The following is a 19533-nucleotide window of genomic DNA, read 5'->3' as shown; positions in this document are numbered from 1 at the left end:
CGAGGGGGAAAGGGAGCCGATCGCTGTTGAATCAAAACTTGCGTTCAACGCCGAAATCGCAGGTCGGTGAATCTTCAACAAACAGCTCGGTCAGTCCCCTCTCCCTCAGGGAGAGGGCTAGGGTGAGGGGCTTTTACACCTGACACCCTGATAACCTTGAACAAAACCCCAACCGCGAGGACCCATGGCCTTCCCCAGCCGCCATTCACTTTTTCCTTTTCTGAGCTGGTTGCCACGGCAAACCCGCGCCAGCGTCGGGCGGGACCTGATCGTCGGCCTCAGCGGTGCGATTCTCGCCTTGCCCCAGTCGATTGCCTACGCGCTGATTGCCGGGCTGCCACCGGAATACGGTCTATACGCCGCAATCATTCCGGTATTGGTCGCGTGCCTGTGGGGGTCGTCATGGCATCTGATCTGCGGCCCGACGGCGGCGATTTCGATTGTCCTGTACGCCAGCGTAAGCCCGCTCGCGGTGCCGGCTTCCGAGGACTACATCACTCTGATCCTGCTGCTGACGTTTCTCGCCGGGATTTTCCAATGGTTGCTCGGCTTGCTGCGCTTTGGCGCACTGGTGAATTTCGTTTCGCATTCGGTGGTGCTCGGCTTCACCCTCGGTGCCGCCGTGGTGATCGCCATCGGGCAATTGCCCAATCTGCTCGGGCTGGAATTGCCGGCCAACACCACAGCGCTCGCCAGCCTGATGGACCTGTTGCGGCATCTGGGGGCTGTGGATAAGCCCTCGCTGATGCTCGGCGTCGCTACAGTGATCGTCGGCGTGGCCCTGAAAAAACTTCTGCCGCGCTGGCCGACGCTGTTGCTCACGCTGGTGCTGGCCAGTCTGCTGGTGTGGATCTGGCCAGCGATGTTCGGCCATGTGCATCTGGTCAGCGCTTTCGTCGGACGCCTGCCGCCGTTCAGTACGCTGCCGCTGGATCTGGAGGTTATCCTGCGCCTGCTGCCAAGCGCGGTGGCAGTGGGCATGCTCGGGCTGGTCACCAGCCTGTCGATTGCCCGCTCGATTTCGGCGCGGTCGCAGCAGTTGCTTGATGCCAATCAGGAAGTCCGCGCGCAGGGTTTGTCGAACATCGTCGGTGCGTTCTTTTCCGGGTCGCTCTCAGCCGGATCGTTTACCCGCTCGGGATTGAGTTACGAGGCGGGTGCCTGCTCGCCGCTGGCCGGGGTGTTTTCGGCGCTCTGGGTGGCGCTGTTTGCGGTGTTCGGCGCAGGGCTGATCGCGCACATCCCGATCCCGGCCATGGCCGGCAGCATCCTGTTGATTGCCTGGGGTCTGGTCGATCACCGGGGCATTCGCGCCTTGCTGCGGGTCAGCCGCGCCGAGTTCGTGGTGATGGCCCTGACTTGCCTGGCGACTCTGCTGCTGGAATTGCAGACGGCGATCTACGCCGGGGTGCTGGCGTCATTGTTTTTCTACCTCAAGCGCACCTCGCAACCACGGGTGCAGCATTGGCGCGATGGTGACGACGATGTGTTGCGCGTGGGTGGTTCGATCTTCTTCGGCGCCAGCCATTACCTGCAAGTGCGCCTGCAACGCCTGCATGGCGCACGGGTGGTGATCGAGGCGCAGCAGATCAACTTCATCGATTATTCGGGGGTGGAAATGCTGCACCAGGAAGCGCGACGCCTGCTGAGCCAGGGTCGCAGCCTGACCCTGCGCCGGGCGCGGCCGCCGGTGGTGGAGGAGTTGAGGAAGCTGGAGGGGGCGGAGAAGTGCCCAATCAGGTTTGAGGATTGATCTGATATCGCGGTGGTGATGCGATTCGCGAGCACGCTCGCTCCCACATTGATCGTATTTCAATGTGGGAGCAAAGCTTAAAGGGCCAGTTGGCGGCGCAGCTCGGCGAGTACCGGCGCGGTATCCGGGCGCACGCCGCGCCACAGCCAGAATGCCTCTGCCGCCTGTTCGGCGAGCATGCCCAAACCATCCATCGCCAGCGCCGCGCCGTGCTCAGTGGCCCAGCGGCAAAACGCGGTCGGTTCCTTGCCGTACATCATGTCGTAGCACAGCGTCTGGCCTGGCTCGATCAGGCTTGGCGCAATCGGCGGCACGTCACCCGTCAGGCTGGCGGAGGTGGCGTTGATGATCACGTCCACCGGTTCGCGCAGCCAGTCGAAACCACTGGCCGACACCGGCCCGAGGTCGCAGAACAACTCGGCCAGCAGTTCAGCCTTGTCCACGGTGCGATTGGCGATGATCACCGAGGCCGGCTTCTCCGCCAGCAATGGCTCCAGCGCACCGCGCACCGCGCCGCCAGCGCCGAGCAAAAGGATGCGCTTACCGGTCAGGCTGAACCCGGCATTCACCGTCAGATCGCGGACCAGGCCTGCGCCATCGGTGTTGTCGCCGAGCAGTGAGCCATCGTCCAGTTTGCTCAAGGTGTTCACCGCACCGGCGCGCTGCGCGCGGGCGGTCAGACTGTCGGCCAGACGGTAGGCGTCTTCCTTGAACGGCACCGTCACATTGGCGCCGCGCCCTTCGCGAAAGAACGCCTTGGCGTAGCCGACAAAATCATCCAGCGGCGCCAGCAGCGTGCTGTAGTCGAGGCGCTGGCCGGTCTGTTCGGCGAACAACTGGTGAATCATCGGCGACTTGCTGTGGCCGATCGGATTACCGAAAACGACGTAACGATCCATCACCCGTCCTCAGGCCTCGGCCAGCCAGTCGCGATCCTGCAGGAAGTAATCGGTCAGGCGCGCTTCTGCGCTGCCCGGCTCGGCCTTCCAGTCATAGCCCCAGCGCACTTGCGGTGGCAGCGACATCAGAATCGATTCAGTGCGGCCACCCGATTGCAGACCGAACAGCGTGCCACGGTCGTAAACCAGGTTGAATTCGACGTAGCGGCCTCGGCGGAATTCCTGGAATTCGCGCTGCTGAGCGGTGAAGGCGTCATTCTTGCGCCGCTGCACGATCGGCAGGTAGGCCTCGATATAGGCATCGCCGATGGCGCGCATGAAGGCGAAACTGGTGTCGAAATCCCACTCGTTCAGATCGTCGAAGAACAGACCGCCAATGCCCCGTGGCTCATGACGATGCTTGATATGGAAATAGGTGTCGCACCAGGCCTTGTAACGCGGATAGACGTCCGCACCGAACGGCGCACAGGCTTGCTCGGCGACGCGGTGCCAGTGGATGCAGTCTTCTTCGTTGCCGTAGTAGGGCGTCAGATCGAAACCGCCGCCGAACCACCAGACCGGTTCTTCGCCTTCTTTTTCAGCAATGAAAAAACGCACGTTGGCGTGGGAGGTCGGCACATGCGGGTTGTGCGGGTGGATCACCAGCGACACGCCGAGCGCCTCGAAACCACGCCCGGCCAGTTCCGGCCGATGGGCGCTGGCCGAGGGCGGCAGGCCGCTGCCGAATACGTGGGAAAAGTTGACCCCGCCCTTTTCGATCAGCGTGCCGTTTTCCAGCACGCGGGTGCGCCCGCCACCGCCCGCCGGCCGGGCCCAGGCGTCTTCGACGAAGCATTTGCCGCCGTCTTCGGTTTCCAGTGCAGCGCAGATGCGGTCTTGCAGATCGAGCAGATAGGCCTTTACGGCGTCGGTGCGGGTCGTCATGGCTTCACCTTGAATCGGGCGGCGCCCCGGCAGGCGGGCGGCGCAAATGGGCGCGTAGCATACCATCGCAGACCGGCGCGCCGCAGTTGACGAAGATCAAGCAGGGGAGTTGGATAGAGGGCTTAGCAACGACCCAAGGAGAGCAGACAGATGGCAAAGCGTATCCAGTTCCGCGCCCACGGCGGTCCCGAAGTGCTCGAATATGTAGACTACGAACCGGCTGCGCCCGGGCCGAATCAGGTGCGCGTGGCCAATCAGGCAATCGGCCTGAACTTCATCGACACCTATTACCGCAGCGGCCTCTATGCACCACCCGCGTTGCCGTCCGGCCTGGGTTCGGAAGGCGCCGGCACGGTCGAAGCGGTAGGCAGCGAAGTCACCCGTTTCAAGGTCGGCGATCGCGTGGCATACGGCAGCGGCCCACTCGGTGCCTACAGCCAGCTGCATGTTCTGCCGCAGGACAATCTGGTGCACCTGCCCGATGAAATCAGTTTCGAAACTGCCGCCGGGGTCATGCTCAAGGGTCTGACCGTGCAATACCTGCTGCGCCAGACCTACCAACTGCAGGGCGGCGAAACCATTCTGTTCCACGCCGCAGCCGGTGGAGTCGGCTCTCTGGCCTGCCAATGGGCCAAAGCGCTGGGCGTGAAGCTGATCGGCACCGTCAGCTCGAAGGAGAAAGCCGAACTGGCCAAGACCAACGGCGCCTGGGCCACCATCGACTACAGCCATGAAAACGTTGCCGAGCGCGTGCTGGCGCTGACTGACGGCAAGAAAGTCCCGGTGGTGTATGACGGCGTCGGCAAGGACACCTGGCTCACGTCCCTGGACAGCGTGGCACCACGTGGCCTGGTGGTGAGTTTCGGCAATGCTTCGGGCGCAGTCGACGGCGTCAACCTGGGCATTCTTGCCGCGAAGGGCTCGTTGTACGTCACCCGGCCTACGCTGGCGACCTACGCCAACAACGCCGAGAACCTGCAGCGCATGGCCGACGAGCTGTTCGAGATGATCATCAGCGGCAAGCTGAAGGTCGACATCAGCCAGCGCCATGCATTGGCCGATGCGGCAAAAGCACAAACCGAACTGTCGGCACGGCGCACTACCGGTTCCACGATTCTGTTGCCATAACGCTTCAAGTTGATACTCGGTGAACTCTTCCATGAGTTCGCCGAGTATCTTTCAGCTATATCAAGTACATCTTCCGGTGAAGTTTCTTCGCCGCTGGCCTACGACCGGAAAACTTCCTGCGCAACTTCTTCGACTCGTATACAAGCCATTTCTCTGCCCACTCTTCGATTATTGGCGGATCAATACTGACGGTTATGAACATCACGATACTCCGGCTGATGCACGTTCATGTTCACTGGCTGATCCAGGGCCATCAGAATTTGCCGCCATTCGGCGGACAACAGCCAATAATCGCCCCGGGCACGCTGCTCGATATGCATGGCGTGCGAAGCGATCGGTGTCAGGCCGAAGCGCTGAAACAGTTGCCGCTGTGGCGATCTGCACAAGGCCGTCACCCCCTGATATCCGCGATCGATCGCCCATTCGGCGGCGGTGGCGAGCAAGCCATTGATCGACACCGGCCGGTGCTGCTGGGAATGGGTAATCAAGCGACTGAATTCGACATGCCGCGCCAATGCCACAGTGGGAGACACATGATGCTGCGCCAGTGAGGCCCATTCGAACGGCGCCGGGGTTGCCCGCAGCACTGCAATGAGTTGATCTCGCTGGTAGAGCAGGAAGTGCGTACTGCGCGAGGTGATCGCCAAGCGGGTTTCCAGCGCCCGGGCTCTGGAGGTGAGCATGTAATGCTGCAATCGCAGGCGAAACTGCCGACCAATGAAACGCTCGAATTCTCCGGCGTCCGACCCCGCCTCAAGAATGGCCACTCGATAGTCGGCCTGTTGATTCTTGAGTGTCTCCTGAAAGCCCTGCAGATAATCCTTGAGGTGTAAATCCGTAATATCCATTACTTCTCCGCAGCCATTAACATTTCGAAGTTGTATCAAGCACATTGAAAGAATGGATGCTTTTGAAAATCTCGCCACTGCACGCGTTCTGATAATCGCGTGGGAAAACTTACAGATATTCCAGAGTCGAAGAACCGTCTGACGCATGCAAGAACAATGGCAACGGATAAGTTTTAAGCGAGTGCAGGAATAAACTGCAGGCATGCGCAGAACTCCTCGTCGATAGCGCCGAGGAGTCCGCAAAAAATAAAAAGAATGGCGTCAGTCAGGACGAACGACGTTACCGGTGGCCAGGTCGCGGATCACGCTGGGATTCTTGCGCCCGCCAAGGCTCCCGCCGAGCACCAGATCGACCTGCCCACGGAAATACTGCTCGATGCGCAAACGCGTGCGCGCGGGCGGTCGCCCCTGTGGATTGGCTGATGTCGAGATCAGCGGCCCGACCAGCGAGCACAAGTCGCGCACCTGCGGGTGATCGCTGACTCGCAGCGCTACGGTGTCATGCACGCCTGTGACCCACTCCGGCAACAGGTTCTGGTGCGGCACCAGCCAGGTGTTCGGCCCAGGCCAGGTGCTGGCCATGCGGTCGATCCAGTCCTGCGGGAAGTCCTCGAAGAGGAAATCGAACTGGCGGATATTGTCGGCGACCAGGATCAGCCCTTTGCTCACCGAGCGATTCTTGATCGCCAGCAAGCGGTCCACTGCGTCTTCGTTCCACGGGTCGCAACCCAGCCCCCAGACGGCTTCGGTTGGATAGGCAATCACCGCGCCGGCGCGAACTTCACGCGCGGCTTGTTGCACACGCCAACTGTTGACCATGAAAAACTCTCCACAAACAGGTTTCGCGCAGTTTACCGATCTTCATCGTAAAACCTAGCTCGACCGCGCCAGCCAGCGACCGTTTTCGCATACCGCACGGCCTTCGATTTCCAGCTCGGTCAACGTTGCCAGCACTTTCGGCAACGCCCAGCCACAGCTCGCGGCCAACGCCTCGCTGGTGTGCGGCGCGGCGTGAAGCAGCGCCAGCAACGGGTGATCGGCCTGCGGCGGCGCTGTGGATAACAACGGTTGCTGCCAGCCGCGCAGCGCTTCGAGGATATGTTCAATAGTCTCCACCAACACCGCCCCGTCGCGAATCAACTGATGACAACCGCGCGCGCCGGGGTGATGGATAGAGCCTGGAATGGCATAAACCTCGCGCCCTTGCTCTGCCGCCAGCCGCGCGGTAATCAACGAACCGCTGGCAACACTGGCCTCGACCACCAGCACGCCGAGGGACAAACCGCTGATGATGCGGTTACGCCGGGGGAAGTTGCTCGCGGTTGGCCCGGCGTCCAGCGGAAATTCGGAGAGCACCGCGCTGCCCGACGCAATCATCGCCTCAGCCAAGCGTTTATTGCGTTGTGGATAAAAATTTTCCAGGCCCGTGCCAAGCACCCCCACGGTCAAGCCGCCAACGTCCAGTGCGGCCTGATGGGCAGCCGCATCGATGCCCAGCGCCAGACCACTGGTGATGACAAAACCGGCCCCGGCCAGACTGCGAGAAAACGCCGCCGCCGTGTCCATGCCCGGGCGCGAAGCGCGGCGGCTGCCGACCATCGCCAGTTGCGGTTTTTCCAGAATCGACGGATCGCCGGCGACGAATAACAGTGGCGGCGGGTCAGGAATCTGCGCCAGCAACGCTGGATAGTCCGCCTGGTCCCACATCAGCAAATGTTGACCGGGGCGCTCTAGCCAGCGCATTGCGTGGCTGGCGCCGTCGCGCACCGTCGGACAACGCCGTGCCTCGGCGCACGCCGCCGGCAATCCCAGCGAGCGCCAGGCACTGGCCGGCGCGCTGAGGGCTTTGGACGCCGAGCCGAAGGCTTCGAGCAGTTTGGCAAAACGCTTGGGGCCGATATCCGGCATGCGGTGCAGGCGCAGACGCGCCTCCAGTTCCGCCGGGGAAATGGCTGTACTGACAGACAACATGAATGGATCATCCTTGATCGTTCGATGCTCCGAACCATTCGGAACAAGCTGTGGATAACTCTGTTGGTAACTTGTTAAGCAAGCTTACGGATTTCGCACCTTGTCGAGCACCGCCAGCGAGCGTGAAGCATTGAGGACCAGGCCGTAACTGAGTTTGTCGTAGGTGCGGAACACCATCAGCAGGCCGGCTCGTTCATCGGGAATCTTCAGCGGTTGGCCGGTAATCCGGTCGCGCACCGTTTCGCCGGTTTTCATCACCGCCAGGACATTGCCTTCGGCCAGACCGTCACGTTTGCCTTTGTTCAGGGTAACCACGTCCATCACACCGATCTGCGTGACGCCGCGTGGCACGTCGATGATCAGGCCGTCGATGGAACGCTTCGGCGCGCTGGGCATGAAAGTCGAATTGATCGAGCGTTCTTCACCGCCGAACAAGCGGTCACCGAGGCGCACTTCCTGGGTGGTGCGTTGCAAGGCGAGAGTGGCGACGTCGCCTTCGGTGGCAACAACCTCGCCGCCGCCGATATCGTCGGCGTTGATGCCGAGGAATTCCTTGGTCTGCGGGTCAGTGTAGACCTTGCCCTGGCGGAAGATGCCGTACACCGGTTGCTCCGGATCGAAATGGCCACGGGCGAAGATGCGGTCACCGGTACCGCTGAGCACCCGTTCGGCATCGCCGGCGACGATGTACGGCGCCTTGTCGAAGTCTTCGGCCTTGTCGACGATGCGATTGCTCAGCAGAAAACTGTTGATCGATTTCAGCGGAATGCTCGGAATCGCCTCGGCCACCGGGCTGGTGCGAATCCGTGGCGAGAGCTTGATGGTGCCGCGCGACTCGCCACGCTGGACGGTCAACTGCGGCTGGCCGTTGACGTAGCTGAGTGTCAGCGTGTCGCCGGGATAGATCAGGTTGGGGTTTTCGATCTGCGGGTTGGCCCGCCACAGTTGTGGCCACTGCCACGGCTCGCGCAGGTATTTGCCGGAAATGTCCCAGAGCGTGTCTCCGGAAACCACCGTGTATTGCTGTGGAAAACCATCCCTGAGTTGCACTTGCCCTTGCGCGGCGCCGGCCGAAGCCAGAAGCAGCAGGGCGAGTAGTGTTTTCCTCATGCAGTGAATCCCTTTATCATGTGCATTCGCGTGAATCGTCAGAGCCCCCGTGGCTCGCTTCTGTTTTTCAGAAGCTACGCTTCACAACGGTAGCCTGCATCTTCGGACCCGCCAGGCCATCGACCCGACTTTACTCAACGTGTGCAGCAATCGAAGCCTATGGCCATTTTAAACATCCTCGAATTTCCGGACCCGCGTCTGCGCACTATCGCCAAACCAGTGGCTGTAGTGGACGACGAAGTGCGTCAGTTGGTCGACGACATGTTTGAAACAATGTATGAAGCGCCGGGCATCGGCCTTGCCGCGACCCAGGTCAACGTGCACAAACGTATCGTCGTGATGGACCTGTCCGAAGACCGCACCGAGCCACGGGTGTTCATCAACCCCGAGTTCGAATCGCTGACCGAGGAGATGGACCAGTATCAGGAAGGCTGCCTCTCGGTACCGGGCTTCTACGAAAACGTCGACCGCCCGCAGAAGGTCAAAATCAAGGCGCTGGACCGCGACGGCAAGCCCTATGAGCTGATCGCCGAAGGCCTGCTCGCGGTGTGCATCCAGCACGAATGCGACCACCTCAACGGCAAATTGTTCGTCGATTACCTGTCCACGCTCAAACGCGACCGGATCAAGAAGAAGCTGGAAAAGCTGCACCGCCAGAACGCTTGATGCCCCTCTTCAAAGGCTTGCTGCGGCAAGCCTTTTTCTTTTTATGAGACGCCTTTCATGACTGAGCCACTGCGCATTGTTTTTGCCGGCACCCCGGAATTCGCCGCCGAACACCTCAAGGCCCTGCTGAGCAGCCCGTACGAGATCGTCGCGATCTACACCCAGCCGGATCGCCCGGCCGGCCGTGGGCAAAAACTGATGCCAAGCCCGGTCAAACAACTCGCCCTGGAAAATAATATCCAGGTGTTGCAGCCGCCGACCTTGCGCAATGCCGAGGCCCAGGCGGAGCTGGCCGCGCTGAAGCCGGACTTGATGGTGGTGGTCGCCTACGGTTTGATCCTGCCGCAAGCGGTGCTGGATATTCCGCGTCTGGGTTGCATCAACAGCCATGCGTCGTTGCTGCCGCGCTGGCGCGGTGCGGCGCCGATCCAGCGCGCGGTCGAACACGGCGATGCCGAAAGCGGTGTAACGGTGATGCGCATGGAGGCCGGGCTGGATACCGGGCCGATGCTGCTCAAGGTCGTCACGCCGATCAGCGCGCAAGACACTGGCGGCACCCTGCATGATCGCCTCGCCGAGATGGGTCCGCCCGCAGTGGTGCAGGCGATTGCCGGTCTGGCTGCCGGCACCCTGCAAGGTGAGGTGCAGAACGATGAGCTCGCCACTTACGCGCACAAACTGAACAAAGACGAAGCACGCATCGACTGGAGCCGCCCGGCGGTGGAGCTGGAACGTCTGGTCCGCGCCTTCAATCCATGGCCGATCACCCACAGCACGCTCAATGGCGAAGCGTTGAAAGTGCTGGCCGCGACCGTGGCCGAAGGCACTGGCGCTCCGGGTGAAATCCTCAGCGCCAGCAAGGACGGCCTGATTGTCGCCTGCGGTGCACAAGCGCTGTGCCTGACCCGCCTGCAATTGCCCGGCGGCAAGGCGCTGAACTTCAGCGACCTGTTCAACAGCCGCCGCGAGAAATTCGCCGTCGGCAGCGTCCTCGGCGCTGCGGTGGAAGCGCAATGAACCCGCGTCTGGCCGCCGCCAAGGCGCTCGCCGCCGTACTCAGCGGCAAGGCTTCGCTGAACAGCTCCCTGCCGACGCAACTGGACAAGGTCGAGGATCGTGATCGCGGTTTCACTCAGGATCTGGCCTTCGGTACCGCACGCTGGCAGCCACGCCTGTCGGCATTGGCGGAAAAACTCCTGCAGAAACCGTTCAAAGCCGCCGACGCTGATGTCGAGGCGTTGCTGCTGGTCGGTCTGTATCAACTGCTATACACCCGGGTACCGGCCCATGCCGCGATCGGCGAAACCGTCGGCTGCGCAGACAAGCTGAAAAAGCCCTGGGCCAAAGGTCTGCTCAACGCCGTGCTGCGCAATGCCCAGCGCGAAAGCGAGACGATCTTCGCCGAACTGGAACGCGACCCGGTGGTGCGCACAGCTCACCCGCGCTGGCTGCAAAAATCCCTGAAGGCATTTTGGCCCGAGCAGTGGGAAGCGATCTGCGCAGCGAACAACGCGCATCCGCCAATGATCCTGCGGGTCAACCGTCGTCATCACGGCCGCGATGCTTATCTTGCGTTGCTGGGCGAAACCGGGATCGCCGCGACACCGTGCGTTTACAGCCGCGACGGCATCGTCCTCGAAGCCGCTGCCGACGTGCGCAGCCTGCCGGGTTTCGCCGAAGGCTGGATCAGCGTGCAGGACGAAGCCGCGCAACTGGCCGCCGACCTGCTCGATCTGGCCCCGGGCCAGCGCGTACTCGACGCCTGCTGCGCCCCTGGCGGCAAGACCTGCCACATCCTCGAAGCCGAACCGGCGCTCGCTGGCGTGGTAGCGGTGGATCTGGAAGCCAAGCGTCTGGTGCGGGTGAAGGAAAACCTTGAGCGCCTCGGCCTCGACGCTGAACTGATCGCCGCCGACGGTCGCGATATCGACAAATGGTGGGACGGCAAACCGTTCCAGCGCATCCTGCTCGATGCGCCATGCTCGGCCACCGGGGTGATCCGCCGCCATCCGGACATCAAGCTGACCCGCCAGCCGGACGACATCGTCGCCCTCGCGCAACTGCAAGGCGAACTGCTCGACGCCATGTGGAAAACCCTCGAAGTCGGCGGCATCCTGCTCTACGCCACGTGCTCGACGCTGCCGACCGAGAACACCGAAGTCATCGCCGCATTCCTCGAGCGCACCCCCGGCGCCCGTGAACTGGATCTGGCCACAGCGGCCGGCATCAAGCAGCCCCACGGCCGCCAGTTGTTGGCCCAGCAGGGTGGGCATGACGGGTTCTACTACGCCAAGCTGATCAAGATCGCCGCCGCGCGCGGCTAAACGGATTCATGGAGTGACTGGATGAAAATCATCATCCTCGGTGCGGGACAGGTCGGCGGTTCGCTGGCCGAACATCTGGCCAGCGAGGCCAACGACATCACTGTGGTCGACACCGATGGCGAGCGCCTGCGCGACCTCGGCGACCGCCTCGACATCCGCACCGTGCAGGGCCGGGGCTCGCTGCCGTCGGTGCTGCGTCAGGCCGGTGCCGACGACGCCGACATGCTGGTAGCGGTGACCAACAGCGACGAAACCAACATGGTTGCCTGCCAGGTCGCGCACACGCTGTTCCACACGCCGACCAAGATCGCTCGCGTGCGCGAAGCGTCGTACCTCAATCGCGAGGAACAGCTGTTCCAGAACGAAGCGATTCCGGTCGACGTGCTGATCAGTCCCGAGCAGGTCGTGACCAACTACATCAAGCGCCTGATCCAGCATCCCGGCGCCTTGCAGGTGATCGACTTCGCCGAAGGCGCGGCGCAACTGGTGGCGGTGCGCGCCTATTACGGCGGGCCTTTGGTCGGCCAGCAACTGCGCCAGTTGCGCGAGCACATGCCGAATGTCGAAACCCGCGTAGCGGCGATCTTCCGCCGTGACCGGCCGATTTTGCCGCAGGGCGACACGGTGATCGAGGCCGATGACGAGGTGTTCTTCATCGCTGCCCGTGAGGACATTCGCGCGGTGATGAGCGAAATGCGTCGCCTCGACGAAACCTACAAACGCATCGTTATCGCCGGGGGCGGGCAGATCGGCGAGCGCCTGGCCGAGGCCATCGAAAGCCGCTATCAGGTGAAGATCATCGAGATGAGCCCGGCGCGCTGCCGCTACCTCTCCGATACCCTCGACAGCACTGTAGTGTTGCAGGGCAGTGCCTCGGACCGCGATCTGCTGCTGGAAGAGAACATCGCCGACGCCGATATCTTCCTCGCCCTGACCAACGATGACGAAGCCAACATCATGTCGTCGCTGCTGGCGAAACGGCTGGGGGCGAAGAAGGTCATGACGATCATCAACAACCCGGCCTACGTCGACCTGATCCAGGGCGGCGACATTGATATCGCCATCAGCCCGCAACTGGCGACCATCGGCACCTTGCTCGCCCACGTGCGCCGTGGCGATATCGTCAGCGTGCACTCACTGCGGCGCGGCGCGGCGGAAGCGATCGAGGCGATTGCCCACGGTGATGCGAAATCGAGCAAGGTCATCGGCAAACCGATCGAGAAGATCGGCCTGCCACCAGGCACCACCATCGGCGCGGTGATCCGCAACGAGAACGTGATCATCGCCCACGACGACACGGTGATCGAAGCGGGTGACCATGTGATTCTGTTCCTTGTGGATAAAAAGCATATTCGCGATGTGGAGAAGCTGTTTCATGTGGGGTTGAGCTTCTTCTGACCTGAAGACAGCGTTGCCCGTGATGGCCCCTTCGCGAGCAGGCTCGCTCCCACAGTGGAATGCATTCCAAATGTGGGAGCGAGCCTGCTCGCGAAAGCGGTTTGACAGACTCGCAGGTTCTCTGACGAACAATAGAAAGGAATCCGCCAATGCTCGAATCCCTGGAAAAAATGCTCGCCAAGGGTGTGGATAACGCGCTGTTGCGCTTCGGTCTGGGCAAGGGTTATCTGGACTTGGGTGAAAACGCCAAGGCTGCCGAGCATTTTCAGCGTTGTGTCGCTTTCGATCCGAAATACTCGGCAGCGTGGAAGCTGCTGGGCAAGGCGCAGCTGGCGCTAGGCGATCATGCCGCTGCGCGTCAGGCCTGGGAACAAGGCCTGGAAGCGGCCCGCGCCCACGGTGACAAACAGGCCGAAAAGGAGATGACGGTGTTCCTGAAAAAGCTCGAGCGACAGGCGCCTTGAGCTATAGACAGCACAAGGCGTCTCCATTGACCGTCATCAGATCGAAGCCGCTCAGTACCAGCGCGCCTCGCCCGGCGGACGCTTCTTGAAGCGTTTCATGCTCCACATGTACTGGCTCGGATACGCCGCAACATAACGTTCCACTACCTTGCTCATCGCCGCGCAGGACTCTGCGGTATCGGTGCTGTACATGGCTTCTGGCGCGGCTTCGAGAATCACTTTGTAGCCCGAGCCGTCAGGCAGGCGCAGGGCGTGCAGGAACACACCGACCGCTTTGCCGCCGGCCAACATGTTCGGCACGAATTTGCTGGTCAGCGCCTGAGTTGCGAAGAACGGCACGAAAATCCCGGCGGATTCGGCCGGTTCCGGGTCGGCGGGAATGCCCACGGCACCACCCTTACGCACTTCCTTGATGACGCTGAGAATGCCTTCCTTGGTCGACGCCGCGACCTTGTTGCCCAGCTGCACGCGCTGTTTGCGCAGCAATTCATCCACTGCCTTGAGCTTCGGCGGACGATAGAAAATGATCGGTTTGCACTGGCTGCAATAGAAGTGGTTGAGCACTTCCCAGTTGCCGAGGTGGCTGGTGATGCCAACCACGCCTTTGCCCGAGGCCAGCGCGTCTTTCAACACATCGAGGCCTTCGACTTCGCGGACCAGATCGATCGAGCGCTGCGCCGGCCAGATCCACGCGCAGGCGCTTTCGGTCAGCGACTTGCCGATGTCCTTCAGACTCTGCCCGACCAGACGCTCACGTTCGGCCGCATCCATCTGCGGAAAACACTTGGACAGGTTGATCCGCACCACGTCGCGGGAACGATTGGGGGTTTTCCACATGATCCAGCCGATCGCCGAACCCACGGCCTGCACGGCCCGCCATGGCAGCAGGGCAAACAGCCGCAGAGCGCCTACCAGCAAGGCGCCTTTAAACTTTTCCACAGGTCACTCCTGATCTTTGTGCTGTGCGCGAGGCGGGCATTCTAACCGGCGTTGGCGAGCTGCGCGTAGCGGTCGCAATCCTGGGTGTGGTCCATGACCATGCCCGAGGCCTGCATCAGCGCGTAGCAAATGGTCGGACCGACGAAGGTGAAGCCGGCTTTTTTCAGCGCCTTGCTCATCGCCAGCGCTTCGGGGGTGATCGCCGGGACTTCGCTGCGATCCTTGAAATGATTGATGATCGGTTGGTCGCCAACAAACGACCACAGAAATGCCACCGGATCCTCCAGCGCCAGCCACGCCTGGGCATTGCGCCGGGCGGCGTTGAGTTTCAGGCGATTGCGGATGATGCCCGGGTCGAGCATCAGTTCGTCGATCTCGGCGTCACTCATCTGCGCCACGCGCTGCACATCGAAGCCGAACAGCACCTGACGGTAACGCTCGCGTTTGCGCAGCACAGTGATCCACGACAACCCGGCCTGGAACCCTTCGAGCAAAAGCAACTCGAACAAACCCTGCGCATCGCGCAGCGGCGTGCCCCACTCCTGATCGTGATAAGCCATGTACAACGGATCTTCGGTACACCAAAAGCAGCGTGGCATAAGGCTCCAGGGGGCGTGCGCAGCAACGAATCGGGTATACTCCCGCTCTTTAAATCGCAGCCCAAGAAACAGGTGAATTTCGTGAGCCAGCCTACGCCAGCCGTGCGTACCTTCCAAGACTTGATCCTCGCGCTCCAGCAATACTGGGCCGAGCAAGGTTGTGTGGTACTTCAGCCCTACGATATGGAAGTAGGCGCCGGCACTTTCCACACCGCGACCTTCCTGCGCGCCATCGGCCCGGAAACCTGGAACGCCGCGTACGTGCAGCCAAGCCGCCGTCCGACTGACGGCCGTTACGGCGAAAACCCGAACCGTCTGCAGCACTACTACCAGTTCCAGGTAGTCCTGAAGCCGAACCCGGACAACTTCCAGGAACTGTACCTGGGCTCGCTCAAGCATGTCGGCCTCGACCCGCTGGTGCACGACATCCGCTTCGTCGAAGACAACTGGGAATCGCCGACCCTCGGCGCCTGGGGTCTGGGCTGGGAAGTCTGGCTCAATGGCATGGAAGTCACCCAGTTCACCTACTTCCAGCAAGCGGGCGGCATCGAGTGCTACCCGGTGACCGGCGAGATCACCTACGGTCTCGAGCGCCTGGCGATGTACCTGCAAGGCGTCGATTCGGTCTACGACCTGGTCTGGGCTGACGGCCCGTTCGGCAAAGTCACCTACGGCGATGTGTTCCACCAGAACGAAGTGGAGCAATCCACCTACAACTTCGAACACGCCAATGTCGACAAACTGTTCGAGCTGTTCGACTTCTATGAAAGCGAAGCCAAGCGCCTGATCGAACTCGACCAGCCGCTACCGTTGCCGAGCTACGAAATGGTGCTGAAGGCGTCGCACACCTTCAACCTGCTGGATGCGCGCCGGGCAATCTCGGTGACCGCGCGTCAGCAATACATTCTGCGCGTGCGCACCCTGGCGCGTTCCGTTGCGCAAGCCTACCTGCTGGCCCGCGCCAAGCTGGGCTTCCCGATGGCGACCCCGGACCTGCGTGACGAAGTACTGGCCAAGCTGGAGGCTGCACAATGAGTGCGCAAGATTTTCTGGTTGAACTGGGCACCGAAGAACTGCCACCCAAAGCTCTGAACACTTTGGCTGATGCGTTCCTCGCCGGTATCGACAAGGGCCTGCAAGCCGCTGGCCTGAGCTACGAAAGCAAAACCGTTTATGCCGCGCCACGTCGTCTGGCTGTGCTGATCACTGCGCTGGCCACTCAGCAGCCGGATCGCAGCATCAACCTCGATGGCCCGCCACGTCAGGCCGCGTTCGACGCTGACGGCAATCCGACTCAGGCCGCCCTGGGCTTTGCCAAGAAGTGCGGCGTCGAGCTGAGCGAAATCGACCAGAGCGGTCCGAAACTGCGTTATAGCCAGAACATCGCCGGCAAGCCGACCGCGAGCCTGCTGCCGACCATCGTCGAAGATTCGCTGAACGACCTGCCGATCCCGAAACGCATGCGTTGGGGTGCGCGCAAGGAAGAATTCGTGCGTCCGACCCAGTGGCTGGTGATGCTGCTCGGTGACCAGGTCATCGACTGCACGATCCTCGCGCAGAAGGCTGGCCGTGAATCCCGTGGTCACCGTTTTCATCATCCGGAGAGCGTGCGCTTCGGTTCGCCGTCGAGCTACCTCGCCGACCTGCGTGCCGCGTATGTATTGGCCGATGCCAACGAGCGTCGCGAGATCATCAGCAAGCGCACCGAAGAGCTGGCCACCCGTCAGGAAGGCACGGCGATCGTGCCGCCGGCACTGCTCGACGAAGTGACTGCGCTGGTCGAATGGCCGGTGCCGCTGGTGTGCTCGTTCGAAGAACGCTTCCTCGACGTGCCGCAGGAAGCGCTGATCACCACCATGCAGGACAACCAGAAGTATTTCTGCCTGCTGGATGCCGACGGCAAGTTGCTGCCACGTTTCATTACCGTGGCCAACATCGAAAGCAAAGACCCGCAGCAGATCATTGCCGGTAACGAGAAAGTGGTTCGCCCACGCCTGACCGACGCCGAGTTCTTCTTCAAGCAGGACAAGAAGCAGAAACTCGAAGACTTCAACCTGCGCCTGCAAAACGTGGTGTTCCAGGAAAAACTCGGCAGCGTCTACGACAAGGCCGAGCGCGTTTCCAAACTGGCCGCGTACATCGCCGCGCGCATCGGCGGCAACGCCTCGTGGGCTGCCCGTGCGGGCCTGCTGTCGAAGTGCGACCTGGCCACCGAAATGGTTGGCGAGTTCCCGGAGATGCAAGGTGTCGCCGGTTACTACTACGCCCTCAATGACGGCGAGCCGCAGGACGTCGCGCTGGCGCTGAACGAGCAATACATGCCACGCGGTGCCGGTGCCGAATTGCCGGCGACCCTGACCGGTGCAGCCGTCGCCATCGCCGACAAGCTCGACACTCTGGTCGGCATCTTCGGTATCGGCATGCTGCCAACCGGCAGCAAAGACCCTTATGCCCTGCGCCGTGCGGCACTGGGCGTGCTGCGTATCCTGATCGAAAAGAAACTCGATCTCGACCTGAACGACGCCGTGGCGTTCGCCGTGACTGCATTCGGCGGCAAGGTCAAGGCGGCCGGTCTCAACGAAGCCGTGCTGGAATTCATCTTCGACCGTCTGCGTGCGCGTTATGAAGACGAAGGCGTCGACGTCGCCACCTACCTGTCGGTACGTGCACTGAAGCCGGGTTCGGCGCTGGACTTCGACCAGCGTGTGCAGGCGGTGCAGGCCTTCCGCAAACTGCCGGAAGCGGCAGCGCTGGCGGCGGTGAACAAGCGGGTGTCGAACCTGTTGAGCAAAGTCGAAGGCTCGGTACCGACCGTGGTCGAGGCGAAGTATTTCGACAATGCCAACGAGTTCTCGCTTTATTCGGCGATCCAGCAAGCGGATCAGGCGGTGCAGCCAATGGCCGCGGCGCGTCAGTACAACGAATCGCTGGCACGCCTGGCGGCACTGCGCGAGCCGGTCGACGCGTTCTTCGACGCGGTGATGGTCAATGCCGACGATGCCAATGTGCGAGCTAACCGCTACGCGCTGCTGGCGCGCCTGCGTGGCCTGTTCCTCGGTGTTGCCGACATTTCGCTGCTGGGTTGAGGGATTGCTGTTGAAACTGCTGATTCTCGATCGTGACGGCGTGATCAATTACGACTCCGATGCCTACATCAAGTCGGTGGAGGAGTGGATTCCGCTGCCCGGCTCGATCGAAGCGATTGCGCAGTTGAGCAAGGCCGGCTGGACGGTGGCGGTAGCCACCAACCAGTCGGGCATTGCTCGCGGCTATTACGACCTCGCCACCCTCGAGGCCATGCACGCGCGCCTGCGCGAGCTGGTCGCGGAGCAGGGCGGTGAAGTCGGTTTGATCGTGTATTGCCCGCATGGCCCGGATGAAGGTTGCGAGTGTCGCAAACCGAAACCGGGAATGCTCAAAACCATTGCCGAGCATTACACGGTGCCGTTGACCAACGTCTGGTTCGTCGGCGACAGCCTTGGTGACCTGGAGGCCGCCAAAGCCGTCGATTCACAGCCAGTTTTGGTGAAGACCGGGAAAGGCGAAAAGACTCAGGGTAAAACCCTGCCGGTTGGCACCCTGATTTTTGACGATCTGGCGGCGATTGCCGCAGAACTTATCCACAACTAGAGTACTTCTGAATTTCCTGGCCAGGGATTGCTCGGGAGTGCGCTTGAACAGTCGGGGCATTGCCCCGTAACGGTAACCGTCGCCATGTCGATACTGCGGGCCTTCAGAATCTTTGTTTTTTACCTGCTGCTGGGCACAACAGCGTTGCTGTGGTGCAGTCTGAGCTTTTTCATCGCGCCGTTTCTGTCCTTCAAGGCGCGCTATCGTTTCATCAACGTGTACTGGTGCCGTTGCGCCCTGTGGCTGACCAAGGTTTTCCTTGGCATCCGCTACGAAATCAAAGGCGCGGAAAACGTGCCTGACCGGCCCTGCGTGATTCAATCGAACCATCAGAGCACTTGGGAGACCTTCTTTCTCTCCGCTTATTTCTCGCCATTGAGCCAAGTGCTCAAGCGCGAATTGCTCTACGTGCCGTTCTTCGGCTGGGCCATGGCAATGCTGCGCCCGATCGCCATCGACCGCGACAACCCGAAGGCCGCGCTCAAACAAGTTGCGGCCAAAGGCGACGAGCTGCTCAAGGATAACGTCTGGGTGCTGATCTTCCCCGAAGGCACACGAGTCCCCTACGGCACTGTCGGAAAATTCTCCCGCAGTGGCAGCGCATTGGCGGTGAATGCGGCGCTTCCGGTGCTGCCGATTGCACACAATGCCGGCAAATTCTGGCCAAAAATCGGCTGGGGCAAACAGGCCGGAGTGATCACCGTGGTCATTGGCGAACCGATGTATGCCGAAGGCAGCGGGCCGCGCGCCATCGCTGATCTGAATGACCGTGTGCAGGCGTGGAACGAAAAGACCCAGCGCGAAATGGGTTCGCTGCCACCGGCGCCACAGGCACCGGCCGCGAGTGACCAGCTGGCTGTTTGAATTTTGTGGATAACCT

The 19533-nt window shown here is 61.6% G+C and carries 19 protein-coding genes; 11 read left to right on the top strand and 8 right to left on the bottom strand.

What is annotated here, in order from left to right:
* Positions 1–184: 184 nt before the first annotated feature.
* Positions 185–1753: a SulP family inorganic anion transporter gene (locus AC0Z5Z_RS03080; protein WP_485610682.1), complete on the top strand. Its 1569-nt coding sequence runs from the start codon at positions 185–187 to the stop codon at positions 1751–1753.
* Positions 1754–1830: 77 nt separating this feature from the next.
* Here AC0Z5Z_RS03080 and aroE read toward each other — a convergent pair whose 3' ends face one another.
* A complete protein-coding gene (gene aroE, locus AC0Z5Z_RS03075) occupies positions 1831–2652 on the bottom strand; it encodes a shikimate dehydrogenase (protein WP_460059726.1) in 822 nt (273 codons plus the stop codon).
* Positions 2653–2661: 9 nt separating this feature from the next.
* Complete coding sequence (hemF, locus tag AC0Z5Z_RS03070) at positions 2662–3576, bottom strand: oxygen-dependent coproporphyrinogen oxidase (protein ID WP_485610681.1); 915 nt, start codon at positions 3574–3576, stop codon at positions 2662–2664.
* A 150-nt stretch (positions 3577–3726) separates the two neighbouring features.
* Between hemF and AC0Z5Z_RS03065 the strand changes: the two genes are divergently transcribed.
* Positions 3727–4704, top strand: a complete 978-nt coding sequence (locus AC0Z5Z_RS03065; RefSeq protein WP_485610680.1) for a quinone oxidoreductase family protein — start codon at positions 3727–3729, stop codon at positions 4702–4704.
* Positions 4705–4883: 179 nt separating this feature from the next.
* Here the strand turns inward: AC0Z5Z_RS03065 and AC0Z5Z_RS03060 are convergent, their stop codons facing one another.
* The 4 genes from AC0Z5Z_RS03060 to AC0Z5Z_RS03045 all read right to left on the bottom strand — a co-directional run bounded on the left by AC0Z5Z_RS03060 (position 4884) and on the right by AC0Z5Z_RS03045 (position 8633).
* Positions 4884–5552 (bottom strand): hypothetical protein, encoded by a 669-nt coding sequence (locus tag AC0Z5Z_RS03060; RefSeq protein WP_052392118.1) that lies wholly within the window; start codon positions 5550–5552, stop codon positions 4884–4886.
* 261 nt (positions 5553–5813) lie between these two features.
* The gene (gene tsaC, locus AC0Z5Z_RS03055) at positions 5814–6371 is read right to left on the bottom strand and encodes an L-threonylcarbamoyladenylate synthase type 1 TsaC (protein WP_039757175.1); all 558 of its coding nucleotides are present in this window, start codon (positions 6369–6371) and stop codon (positions 5814–5816) included.
* A gap of 54 nt (positions 6372–6425) precedes the next feature.
* Positions 6426–7523: a DNA-processing protein DprA gene (gene dprA / locus AC0Z5Z_RS03050; RefSeq protein WP_056791151.1), complete on the bottom strand. Its 1098-nt coding sequence runs from the start codon at positions 7521–7523 to the stop codon at positions 6426–6428.
* A gap of 84 nt (positions 7524–7607) precedes the next feature.
* Positions 7608–8633, bottom strand: a complete 1026-nt coding sequence (locus AC0Z5Z_RS03045) for a LysM peptidoglycan-binding domain-containing protein (RefSeq protein ID WP_150743208.1) — start codon at positions 8631–8633, stop codon at positions 7608–7610.
* Between the two features lie 159 nt (positions 8634–8792).
* Here AC0Z5Z_RS03045 and def point away from each other — a divergent pair, with 159 nt between their 5' ends.
* The 5 genes from def to AC0Z5Z_RS03020 all read left to right on the top strand — a co-directional run bounded on the left by def (position 8793) and on the right by AC0Z5Z_RS03020 (position 13485).
* Positions 8793–9299: a peptide deformylase gene (gene def, locus AC0Z5Z_RS03040; RefSeq protein WP_041476509.1), complete on the top strand. Its 507-nt coding sequence runs from the start codon at positions 8793–8795 to the stop codon at positions 9297–9299.
* Positions 9300–9356: 57 nt separating this feature from the next.
* Positions 9357–10316, top strand: coding sequence for a methionyl-tRNA formyltransferase (gene fmt / locus AC0Z5Z_RS03035; RefSeq protein ID WP_252887063.1), 960 nt, complete (start codon positions 9357–9359; stop codon positions 10314–10316).
* Positions 10313–11623: a 16S rRNA (cytosine(967)-C(5))-methyltransferase RsmB gene (gene rsmB, locus AC0Z5Z_RS03030; RefSeq protein ID WP_305381886.1), complete on the top strand. Its 1311-nt coding sequence runs from the start codon at positions 10313–10315 to the stop codon at positions 11621–11623. Before fmt ends, rsmB begins: the two co-directional genes overlap by 4 nt.
* A 21-nt stretch (positions 11624–11644) precedes the next feature.
* A complete protein-coding gene (gene trkA / locus AC0Z5Z_RS03025; protein ID WP_041476512.1) occupies positions 11645–13021 on the top strand; it encodes a Trk system potassium transporter TrkA in 1377 nt (458 codons plus the stop codon).
* Between the two features lie 149 nt (positions 13022–13170).
* The gene (locus AC0Z5Z_RS03020; protein WP_041476513.1) at positions 13171–13485 is read left to right on the top strand and encodes a tetratricopeptide repeat protein; all 315 of its coding nucleotides are present in this window, start codon (positions 13171–13173) and stop codon (positions 13483–13485) included.
* Between the two features lie 51 nt (positions 13486–13536).
* Here the strand turns inward: AC0Z5Z_RS03020 and AC0Z5Z_RS03015 are convergent, their stop codons facing one another.
* Entirely contained in the window at positions 13537–14424 is an 888-nt protein-coding gene (locus AC0Z5Z_RS03015) for a lysophospholipid acyltransferase (RefSeq protein ID WP_039757181.1), read from the bottom strand.
* A gap of 41 nt (positions 14425–14465) precedes the next feature.
* Positions 14466–15023, bottom strand: a complete 558-nt coding sequence (locus tag AC0Z5Z_RS03010; RefSeq protein ID WP_095182325.1) for a DNA-3-methyladenine glycosylase I — start codon at positions 15021–15023, stop codon at positions 14466–14468.
* An 81-nt stretch (positions 15024–15104) separates the two neighbouring features.
* Between AC0Z5Z_RS03010 and glyQ the strand changes: the two genes are divergently transcribed.
* From glyQ to AC0Z5Z_RS02990, 4 genes are all read left to right on the top strand, one after another.
* Positions 15105–16058, top strand: coding sequence for a glycine--tRNA ligase subunit alpha (gene glyQ / locus AC0Z5Z_RS03005; protein ID WP_003187265.1), 954 nt, complete (start codon positions 15105–15107; stop codon positions 16056–16058).
* Positions 16055–18109: a glycine--tRNA ligase subunit beta gene (glyS, locus tag AC0Z5Z_RS03000; protein ID WP_485610679.1), complete on the top strand. Its 2055-nt coding sequence runs from the start codon at positions 16055–16057 to the stop codon at positions 18107–18109. The genes glyQ and glyS overlap by 4 nt, the downstream gene beginning before the upstream one ends.
* A gap of 4 nt (positions 18110–18113) precedes the next feature.
* Entirely contained in the window at positions 18114–18653 is a 540-nt protein-coding gene (gmhB, locus tag AC0Z5Z_RS02995) for a D-glycero-beta-D-manno-heptose 1,7-bisphosphate 7-phosphatase (RefSeq protein WP_177434238.1), read from the top strand.
* Positions 18654–18737: 84 nt separating this feature from the next.
* The gene (locus AC0Z5Z_RS02990; protein ID WP_041476517.1) at positions 18738–19517 is read left to right on the top strand and encodes a lysophospholipid acyltransferase family protein; all 780 of its coding nucleotides are present in this window, start codon (positions 18738–18740) and stop codon (positions 19515–19517) included.
* The last annotated feature ends 16 nt before the right edge of the window (positions 19518–19533 follow it).

This window comes from Pseudomonas sp. 1L-E-NC-VB-C3 (genome assembly GCF_057291535.1).
This window is presented reverse-complemented; position numbering and strand designations above follow the sequence as displayed.